At 62.4% G+C, this 8,865-nt stretch carries 11 protein-coding genes; all 11 read left to right on the top strand.

Going from position 1 to position 8,865, the window contains the following annotated elements; all coding sequences use genetic code 11:
- Positions 1 to 283 (top strand): F0F1 ATP synthase subunit A (locus HMPREF2716_RS11700; protein WP_168168081.1); only part of this gene is annotated, 283 nt, incomplete at its 5' end.
- A 49-nt stretch (positions 284 to 332) separates the two neighbouring features.
- Entirely contained in the window at positions 333 to 590 is a 258-nt protein-coding gene (gene atpE, locus HMPREF2716_RS11695) for a F0F1 ATP synthase subunit C (RefSeq protein ID WP_003097235.1), read from the top strand.
- A gap of 57 nt (positions 591 to 647) precedes the next feature.
- Positions 648 to 1,118 carry a F0F1 ATP synthase subunit B gene (locus tag HMPREF2716_RS11690; RefSeq protein ID WP_003100235.1) on the top strand — a complete coding sequence of 157 codons (471 nt, stop codon included), beginning with the start codon at positions 648 to 650 and terminating at the stop codon, positions 1,116 to 1,118.
- Positions 1,119 to 1,129: 11 nt separating this feature from the next.
- On the top strand, positions 1,130 to 1,666 hold the full coding sequence (locus HMPREF2716_RS11685; RefSeq protein WP_003097135.1) for a F0F1 ATP synthase subunit delta: 537 nt from the start codon (positions 1,130 to 1,132) through the stop codon (positions 1,664 to 1,666).
- An 18-nt stretch (positions 1,667 to 1,684) separates the two neighbouring features.
- Positions 1,685 to 3,229 carry a F0F1 ATP synthase subunit alpha gene (atpA, locus tag HMPREF2716_RS11680; protein ID WP_003097134.1) on the top strand — a complete coding sequence of 515 codons (1,545 nt, stop codon included), beginning with the start codon at positions 1,685 to 1,687 and terminating at the stop codon, positions 3,227 to 3,229.
- 50 nt (positions 3,230 to 3,279) lie between these two features.
- Positions 3,280 to 4,140, top strand: a complete 861-nt coding sequence (gene atpG, locus HMPREF2716_RS11675; protein WP_003097132.1) for a F0F1 ATP synthase subunit gamma — start codon at positions 3,280 to 3,282, stop codon at positions 4,138 to 4,140.
- Between the two features lie 30 nt (positions 4,141 to 4,170).
- The gene (gene atpD / locus HMPREF2716_RS11670) at positions 4,171 to 5,547 is read left to right on the top strand and encodes a F0F1 ATP synthase subunit beta (protein ID WP_003097130.1); all 1,377 of its coding nucleotides are present in this window, start codon (positions 4,171 to 4,173) and stop codon (positions 5,545 to 5,547) included.
- Positions 5,548 to 5,588: 41 nt separating this feature from the next.
- Entirely contained in the window at positions 5,589 to 6,014 is a 426-nt protein-coding gene (locus HMPREF2716_RS11665) for a F0F1 ATP synthase subunit epsilon (protein WP_003097128.1), read from the top strand.
- A 120-nt stretch (positions 6,015 to 6,134) separates the two neighbouring features.
- Positions 6,135 to 7,499 (top strand): bifunctional UDP-N-acetylglucosamine diphosphorylase/glucosamine-1-phosphate N-acetyltransferase GlmU, encoded by a 1,365-nt coding sequence (gene glmU / locus HMPREF2716_RS11660; RefSeq protein ID WP_003114651.1) that lies wholly within the window; start codon positions 6,135 to 6,137, stop codon positions 7,497 to 7,499.
- A 13-nt stretch (positions 7,500 to 7,512) separates the two neighbouring features.
- Complete coding sequence (locus tag HMPREF2716_RS11655; protein WP_003114652.1) at positions 7,513 to 8,022, top strand: M23 family metallopeptidase; 510 nt, start codon at positions 7,513 to 7,515, stop codon at positions 8,020 to 8,022.
- A gap of 67 nt (positions 8,023 to 8,089) precedes the next feature.
- Positions 8,090 to 8,863 carry a DeoR/GlpR family DNA-binding transcription regulator gene (locus tag HMPREF2716_RS11650; protein WP_003100226.1) on the top strand — a complete coding sequence of 258 codons (774 nt, stop codon included), beginning with the start codon at positions 8,090 to 8,092 and terminating at the stop codon, positions 8,861 to 8,863.
- Positions 8,864 to 8,865: the final 2 nt, after the last annotated feature.

The following is an 8,865-nucleotide window of genomic DNA, read 5'->3' as shown; positions in this document are numbered from 1 at the left end:
GATCCTGCTGATTCCGGTGAACTTCCTGCTCGAGTTCGTGACCCTGATCGCCAAGCCGGTTTCGCTGGCGCTGCGTCTGTTCGGCAACATGTATGCCGGCGAACTGATCTTCATTCTGATCGCCGTCATGTTCGGTAGCGGAATGTTCCTGCTGAGTGCCCTGGGCGTAGCCCTGAACTGGGCGTGGGCTGTGTTCCACATCCTGATCATCACCCTGCAGGCCTTCATCTTCATGATGCTGACCATCGTCTACCTGTCGATGGCGCACGAAGACAACCATTAATCGATTCGCTTCAACCTTTAACCAACACGACAAAAAGTCGGGAGGAAAAATGGAAACTGTAGTTGGACTGACTGCTATCGCCGTTGCTCTGCTGATTGGCCTGGGTGCCCTGGGTACCGCCATCGGTTTCGGTCTGCTGGGTGGCAAGTTCCTGGAAGGCGCAGCTCGTCAGCCTGAAATGGTTCCGATGCTGCAGGTGAAAATGTTCATCGTCGCCGGCCTGCTGGACGCCGTGACCATGATCGGTGTGGGTATCGCCCTGTTCTTCACCTTCGCGAATCCCTTCGTTGGTCAAATCGCCGGCTAATCACTCGAATCATTCGATTTGAGTGTTTGACGGACAACGAACGAGCGAGGTGTTGGCGTGAACATTAATGCAACCCTGATTGGCCAGTCCGTTGCGTTCTTCATCTTTGTGCTGTTCTGCATGAAGTTCGTGTGGCCTCCGGTCATCGCGGCTCTGCAAGAGCGTCAGAAGAAGATCGCTGACGGCCTGGACGCTGCCAACCGCGCGGCTCGTGATCTGGAGCTGGCTCATGAGAAAGCGGGCCAGCAACTGCGCGAAGCCAAGGCTCAGGCAGCCGAAATCGTCGAACAGGCGAAGAAACGCGCTAACCAGATCGTCGATGAAGCCCGCGACCAGGCCCGTACCGAAGGCGAACGCCTGAAGGCCCAGGCCCAAGCGGAAATCGAACAGGAACTGAACAGCGTCAAGGACGCCCTGCGTGCCCAAGTGGGTGCCCTGGCCGTCACCGGCGCAGAGAAGATCCTGGGTGCTTCGATCGACGCAAACGCGCACGAGCAGCTGGTTTCCAAACTGGCAGCCGAGATCTAAGCGAGGGCGCTATGGCAGAACTGACCACGTTGGCTCGTCCCTACGCAAAGGCGGCTTTCGAGTACGCCCAGGCTCATCAGCAACTGGCCGATTGGTCGGCTGCGCTGGGTGTGCTGGCCGCAGTGTCGCAGGACGACACCGTGCGCCAGCTGCTCAAAGAGCCTCAGCTGACCTCTTCGGCCAAGGCCCAGAGCCTGATCGATGTGTGCGGCGACAAGCTGAATGCACCAGCCCAGAACTTCGTCCGGACTGTGGCTGAGAACAAGCGGCTCGAACTGCTGCCGACCATCGCTGAGATGTACGAGCAGTTGAAGGCCGAGCAGGAAAAGTCGGTCGAGGTAGAAGTCACCAGTGCCTTCACCTTGAGCAAAGAACAGCAGGACAAACTCGCCAAGGCTCTCAGCGCCCGGCTCAGTCGCGAAGTGCGGCTACATGCGTCGGAAGACGCGAGCCTGATCGGCGGCGTGATCATTCGCGCCGGTGACTTGGTAATCGATGGCTCGGTGCGCGGCAAGCTCGCGAAACTGGCCGAAGCGTTGAAATCTTGAGTTTGAAGGGGCAGCGGCATGCAGCAACTCAATCCTTCCGAAATTAGTGAAATCATCAAGGGGCGCATCGAGAAACTCGACGTCGCCTCCCAAGCACGAAACGAAGGCACCATCGTCAGCGTGTCCGACGGTATCGTGCGCATCTACGGTCTGGCCGACGTCATGTACGGCGAGATGATCGAGTTCCCGGGCGGCGTCTACGGTATGGCGCTGAACCTGGAGCAGGATTCCGTGGGTGCCGTGGTCCTGGGTGAATACCAGGGCCTCGCCGAAGGCATGAACGCCAAGTGCACCGGGCGCATCCTGGAGGTTCCGGTCGGTCCGGAACTGCTGGGTCGCGTAGTCGACGCACTGGGCAATCCGATCGACGGCAAGGGTCCGATCGACGCCAAGGCCACCGACGCGGTCGAGAAGGTCGCTCCGGGCGTGATCTGGCGTAAGTCGGTAGACCAGCCGGTACAGACCGGCTACAAGTCGGTCGACGCCATGATCCCGGTAGGCCGTGGCCAGCGCGAGCTGATCATCGGCGACCGCCAGATCGGCAAGACCGCCCTCGCGGTCGACGCCATCATCAACCAGAAAGACAGCGGTATTAAGTGCGTCTACGTGGCCATCGGCCAGAAGCAGTCCACTATCGCCAACGTCGTACGCAAGCTGGAAGAGAACGGTGCCCTGGCCAACACCATCGTGGTCGCCGCCAGCGCTTCCGAGTCCGCCGCCCTGCAATACCTGGCGCCGTACTCCGGTTGCACCATGGGCGAATACTTCCGCGATCGCGGTGAAGACGCCCTGATCGTCTACGACGACCTGTCCAAGCAGGCCGTGGCTTATCGCCAGATCTCCCTGCTGCTGCGCCGTCCGCCGGGCCGCGAAGCCTACCCGGGCGACGTGTTCTATCTCCACAGCCGTCTGCTGGAGCGCGCTTCCCGCGTTTCCGAAGAGTATGTCGAGAAGTTCACCAACGGCGCCGTGACCGGCAAGACCGGCTCGCTGACCGCGCTGCCGATCATCGAGACCCAGGCCGGCGACGTTTCCGCGTTCGTTCCGACCAACGTGATCTCGATCACCGACGGCCAGATCTTCCTGGAATCCGCCATGTTCAACTCGGGTATCCGTCCGGCCGTCAACGCCGGTATCTCGGTATCCCGCGTAGGTGGCGCGGCCCAGACCAAGATCATCAAGAAGCTGTCCGGCGGCATCCGTACCGCTCTGGCCCAGTACCGTGAACTGGCGGCCTTCGCCCAGTTCGCCTCGGACCTGGACGAAGCGACCCGCAAGCAGCTGGAGCATGGTCAGCGCGTTACCGAGCTGATGAAGCAGAAGCAGTACGCGCCGATGTCGATCGCCGAGATGTCGCTGTCCCTGTATGCCGCCGAGCGTGGCTTCCTGCAGGACGTCGAAATCGCCAAGGTCGGTAGCTTCGAGCAGGCGTTGATCTCCTACTTCCAGCGCGAGCATGCCGCTCTGCTGGCGAAGATCAACGAGAAAGGTGACTTCAACGACGAAATCGACGCGGGCATCAAGGCCGGCATCGAGAAGTTCAAGGCCACCCAAACCTGGTAAGCCGCAGCGGGAGCCGCGAGGCTCCCGCCTGCTAACCCGATAGGTGTCAAATGGCAGGCGCAAAAGAGATTCGCAGCAAGATTGCGAGCATCAAAAGCACGCAAAAGATCACCAATGCCATGGAAAAAGTGGCGGTGAGCAAGATGCGCAAGGCACAAATGCGCATGGCGGCCGGCCGTCCCTACGCGGAGCGTATTCGCCAGGTGATCGGCCATCTGGCCAACGCCAACCCGGAATACCGTCACCCGTTCATGGTCGAGCGTGAAGTCAAGCGCGTCGGCTACATCGTGGTGAGCAGTGACCGTGGTCTGTGCGGCGGTCTGAACATCAACCTGTTCAAGTCCCTCGTCAAGGACATGAGCGGCTACCGCGAGCAAGGGGCGGAAATCGACCTTTGCGTGATCGGTAGCAAGGGCGCTTCGTTCTTCCGCAGTTTCGGCGGCAACGTCGTGGCAGCTATCAGCCACCTCGGCGAAGAGCCTTCGATCAACGACCTGATCGGCAGTGTCAAGGTGATGCTCGACGCATACCTCGAAGGCCGTATCGATCGCCTGTTCGTGGTCTCCAACAAGTTCGTCAACACCATGACCCAGAAGCCGACCGTGGAACAGCTGATTCCGCTGGTGGCCGATGACGATCAGGAGCTGAAGCACCACTGGGACTATCTCTACGAACCCGACGCCAAGTCGCTCCTCGACGGGCTGCTGGTGCGTTACGTGGAATCCCAGGTGTACCAGGCCGTGGTTGAGAACAACGCCTGTGAGCAGGCGGCCCGGATGATTGCAATGAAGAACGCTACCGACAACGCCGGCGAGCTGATCAGCGATTTGCAGCTGATCTACAACAAGGCGCGTCAGGCGGCGATCACCCAGGAAATCTCGGAAATCGTCGGCGGCGCTGCCGCGGTGTAAGAACAGGTTCAAAATTCAGAGGAACCAGACATGAGTAGCGGACGTATCGTTCAAATCATCGGCGCCGTGATCGACGTGGAATTCCCGCGCGATGCCGTGCCGAGCATCTATGAAGCCCTGAAGGTTCAGGGCGTTGAAACCACCCTGGAAGTCCAGCAGCAGCTGGGCGACGGCGTGGTTCGTTCCATTGCGATGGGTTCCACCGAAGGCCTCAAGCGTGGCCTGAACGTGGACAGCACTGGTGCTGCCATCTCCGTGCCGGTCGGTAAAGCGACCCTGGGCCGGATCATGGACGTACTGGGCAACCCGATCGACGAAGCCGGTCCCATCGGCGAAGAAGAGCGCTGGGGCATCCACCGTGAAGCTCCGTCCTATGCCGACCAGGCTGGCGGCAACGAGCTGCTGGAAACCGGCATCAAGGTGATCGACCTGGTCTGCCCGTTCGCCAAGGGCGGCAAGGTAGGCCTGTTCGGCGGCGCCGGCGTGGGCAAGACCGTCAACATGATGGAACTGATCCGTAACATCGCCATCGAGCACAGCGGTTATTCCGTGTTCGCGGGTGTGGGCGAGCGTACTCGTGAGGGTAACGACTTCTACCACGAGATGAAGGATTCCAACGTACTGGACAAGGTAGCCCTGGTATACGGCCAGATGAACGAGCCGCCGGGTAACCGTCTGCGCGTCGCACTGACCGGCCTGACCATGGCCGAGAAGTTCCGTGACGAAGGCCGTGACGTTCTGTTGTTCATCGACAACATCTACCGTTACACCCTCGCCGGTACCGAAGTGTCCGCACTGCTGGGCCGTATGCCGTCCGCGGTGGGCTATCAGCCGACCCTGGCCGAAGAGATGGGCGTTCTGCAGGAGCGCATCACCTCCACCAAGAAAGGCTCGATCACCTCGATCCAGGCCGTATACGTTCCCGCGGACGACCTCACCGACCCGTCCCCGGCGACCACCTTCGCCCACCTGGACGCGACCGTCGTACTGTCCCGTGACATCGCCTCGCTGGGTATCTACCCCGCGGTCGACCCGCTGGACTCCACCTCTCGCCAGCTCGATCCGCTGGTGATCGGCCAGGATCACTACGACACCGCTCGCGGCGTCCAGTATGTTCTGCAGCGCTACAAGGAGCTGAAGGACATCATCGCGATCCTGGGCATGGACGAACTGTCCGAAGCCGACAAGCTGCTGGTGGCGCGCGCTCGTAAGATCCAGCGCTTCCTGTCCCAGCCGTTCTTCGTAGCGGAAGTCTTCACCGGTTCGCCGGGCAAGTACGTTTCCCTGAAGGACACCATCGCTGGCTTCAAGGGCATTCTCAACGGCGACTACGATCACCTGCCGGAGCAGGCGTTCTACATGGTCGGCGGTATCGAAGAAGCGGTCGAGAAAGCCAAAAAACTGTAATCCTGTGCGCCCGGCGACGGGCGCTCATGTGAGGCAAGCGTATGGCCATAACAGTCCATTGCGACATCGTCAGCGCCGAGGCGGAGATCTTCTCCGGCCTGGTCGAGATGGTTATCGCGCACGGCGCTCTGGGTGACCTGGGTATCGCCCCGGGCCACGCGCCGCTGATCACCGACCTGAAACCGGGCCCCATCCGCCTGGTCAAGCAGGGCGGCGAGCAGGAGGTGTACTACATCTCCGGCGGTTTCCTCGAAGTCCAGCCGAACATGGTCAAGGTCCTCGCCGACACCGTGGTTCGTGCCGGCGACCTCGACGAAGCGGCCGCCCAGGAAGCCCTGAAGGCTGCCGAAAAGGCGCTGCAGGGCAAGGGCGCCGAGTTCGACTACAGCGCCGCTGCCGCGCGTCTGGCCGAAGCCGCAGCCCAGCTGCGCACCGTCCAGCAACTGCGCAAGAAGTTCGGCGGCTGATTTCCAGCCGGTACTTCTAGCGGTGTCAGGGAAAAGGGTAGCCTGTGGGCTACCCTTTTTTCGTTTTGCATCTTCACTCACAGGTTTTGCCTGTGACCACCAGGAACGGTAGTCCAGTCCATGTCCCTTGAAATCGTGATTCTCGCCGCCGGCCAGGGCACCCGCATGCGTTCGGCCCTGCCCAAGGTCCTCCATCCCATTGCCGGCAAGCCGATGCTCGGCCACGTCATCGACTGCGCGCGCCAGTTGCAGCCGGAACGGATCCACGTGGTGATCGGCCACGGCGCGGATCTGGTGCGTGAGCGGATGGCCGCCGACGACCTGAATTTCGTGCTCCAGGCCGAACAGCTCGGTACGGGCCATGCGGTGGCCCAGGCCCTGCCGTTCCTCAGTGCAGACCAGGTGCTGATCCTCTACGGCGACGTGCCGCTGATCCAGCTGGACACCTTGCAGCGCCTGCTGGCGCAAGTCACCCCGGACCAGTTGTCGTTGCTCACCGTCGACATGCTCGACCCCACCGGCTACGGCCGCATCGTCCGTGACGACCAGGGCGCGGTGCAGGCCATCGTCGAGCACAAGGACGCGACCCCGGCGCAGCGCCAGATCGGCGAGATCAACACCGGCATCCTCGCGGTGCCGGGCAAGCGCCTTGCCGACTGGCTCGGCCGCCTGTCCAACGACAACGCCCAGGGCGAGTATTACCTGACCGACGTGATCGCCATGGCGGTCGGCGACGGCCTGGTGGTAGCCAGCGCCCAACCGCTGGACGCGATGGAAGTGCAGGGCGTTAATGACCGCATGCAACAGGCCCAGCTGGAGCGTCACTACCAGCGCCTGCGCGCGGAGGAGCTGATGCGCCAGGGCGTGACCCTGCTCGATCCGCAGCGCCTGGATGTCCGTGGCGAAATCTCGGTCGGCCGCGACGTGCTGATCGACGTCAACGTGGTGCTGGAAGGCCGCGTGGTGATCGAGGACGACGTGCGCATCGGACCGAACTGCGTGATTCGCGACAGCGTCCTGCGGCGTGGCGCGGTGATCAAGGCCAACAGCCATCTGGAAGGCGCGGAGCTGGGCGAGGGTAGCGATGCCGGTCCGTTCGCCCGCCTGCGTCCGGGCAGCGTGCTCGGCGCTCGGGCCCATGTCGGCAACTTCGTCGAACTGAAGAATGCCCGCCTGGGCGAGGGCAGCAAGGCCGGCCACCTGAGCTACCTGGGCGATGCCGAGTTGGGCGCCAACTGCAACATCGGCGCCGGCACCATCACCTGCAACTACGATGGCGCGAACAAGTTCCGCACCGAGCTGGGCGACGATGTGTTCATCGGCTCGAACAACTCGCTGGTGGCGCCGCTGAAGATCGGCGATGGAGCGACGACCGCGGCCGGCTCCACCATCACCCATGAGGTTCCGGCGAAGAACCTGGCCTTCGGCCGCGCCCGGCAGAAGAACCTGGAAAACTGGAAGCGCCCGGAAAAAATCAAGAAGTAACGGAGCGGCACGGATGCCGAAGCCTGCGAAACGGATCGTGCTGGGGCTGCTCATAGCCTGGGCGGTGCTGCCCGAATGGCCGCGGATACCCGTCGAAGGCGCCAGTGCCCGCGACTGGAATCCGCGAACCTTCTGGTTCGAGCCCTGGGGGCGCTCCGGAGTGCACAAGGGCATCGACATCTTCGCCCGCAGCGGCACCCCCGTACGCTCCGCCAGCTACGGCCTGGTGCTCTATCGCGGGGAGATCGCCCTCGGCGGCAAGGTCGTCCTGGTGCTGGCGCCCAAGTGGCGCCTGCATTACTACGCCCATCTCGATAGCCTCGACGCCTATCCGGGCCAGCCGGTCCTTGCCGGTTCCCGCCTGGGTACGGTCGGCACCACCGGCAACGCGCGCGGCAAGCCGGCCCACCTGCACTACGCGATCATCACCTTGCTGCCCTATCCCTGGCTGGCCGACGACAGCACCCAGGGTTGGAAGAAGATGTTCTACCTCGATCCCGATACGGTGCTGCCGAGCCGATGAAAAGTCATTGACGGGAAGCGCCGGATAAGTTTTGATTCGCACACTTTTCTTTCGAAACGAAACTTAAGTGATCTCGAAACGTAATACGCCGCAACGTCGCCATGCCATCCTCGCGCTGCTTTCCGAGCAGGGCGAGGTCAGCGTGGACGCACTCGCCAAGCGCTTTTCCACCTCGGAAGTGACCATCCGCAAGGACCTCGCCGCCATGGAAAGCCACGGCCTGCTGTTGCGTCGCTACGGCGGTGCGGTGCCGATGCCGCAGGAACTGATAGGTGAAGCTGCGCAGCCCGTCTCGCCCTACAAGCAGGCTATCGGTCGCGCCGCCGCGGCGCGCATCCGCGAGCATGCGCGGATCATCATCGACAGTGGCAGCACCACCGCGGCGATGATCCCCGAGCTTGGGCACAAGCCGGGCCTGGTGGTGATGACCAACTCGCTGAACGTGGTCAACGCCCTGCGCGAACTGGAGCACGAGCCGGTGCTGCTGATGACCGGGGGGACCTGGGATCCGCATTCCGAGTCGTTCCAGGGGCAGGTTGCCGAGCAGGTGCTGCGTTCCTATGACTTCGACCAACTATTCATCGGTGCCGACGGCATCGATCTCGAACGCGGGACGACCACGTTCAACGAATTGCTGGGCCTGAGCCGGGTGATGGCCGAGGTCGCCCGCGAGGTGATCGTCATGGCCGAGGCCGACAAGGTCGGTCGGCGCATTCCCAACCAGGAATTGCCCTGGAGCAGCATCCATACCCTGATTACCGACGAGCGCCTGGAACCTTCCGCGCGCGAACAGATAACCGCCCGGGGCGTCACGCTGATCTGCACCCCGGTCGAGGCCTGAAA

The sequence above is a fragment of the Pseudomonas sp. HMSC076A11 genome (assembly GCF_001810205.1).
GTDB classification, from domain to species: domain Bacteria; phylum Pseudomonadota; class Gammaproteobacteria; order Pseudomonadales; family Pseudomonadaceae; genus Pseudomonas; species Pseudomonas aeruginosa.
Note: the sequence above shows the minus strand (reverse complement) of the source record. Positions and strands in the feature narration are given on the sequence as shown.

Excerpts from the sequence above, each read along its gene's own strand:
- atpG (WP_003097132.1), top strand. The coding sequence starts at position 3,280 with ATGGCAGGCGCAAAAGAGATTCGCAGCAAGATTGCGAGCATCAAAAGC.
- glmU (WP_003114651.1), top strand. The coding sequence starts at position 6,135 with ATGTCCCTTGAAATCGTGATTCTCGCCGCCGGCCAGGGCACCCGCATG.
- HMPREF2716_RS11665 (WP_003097128.1), top strand. The coding sequence starts at position 5,589 with ATGGCCATAACAGTCCATTGCGACATCGTCAGCGCCGAGGCGGAGATC.
- HMPREF2716_RS11655 (WP_003114652.1), top strand. The coding sequence starts at position 7,513 with ATGCCGAAGCCTGCGAAACGGATCGTGCTGGGGCTGCTCATAGCCTGG.
- atpE (WP_003097235.1), top strand. The coding sequence starts at position 333 with ATGGAAACTGTAGTTGGACTGACTGCTATCGCCGTTGCTCTGCTGATT.
- atpA (WP_003097134.1), top strand. The coding sequence starts at position 1,685 with ATGCAGCAACTCAATCCTTCCGAAATTAGTGAAATCATCAAGGGGCGC.
- atpD (WP_003097130.1), top strand. The coding sequence starts at position 4,171 with ATGAGTAGCGGACGTATCGTTCAAATCATCGGCGCCGTGATCGACGTG.
- HMPREF2716_RS11685 (WP_003097135.1), top strand. The coding sequence starts at position 1,130 with ATGGCAGAACTGACCACGTTGGCTCGTCCCTACGCAAAGGCGGCTTTC.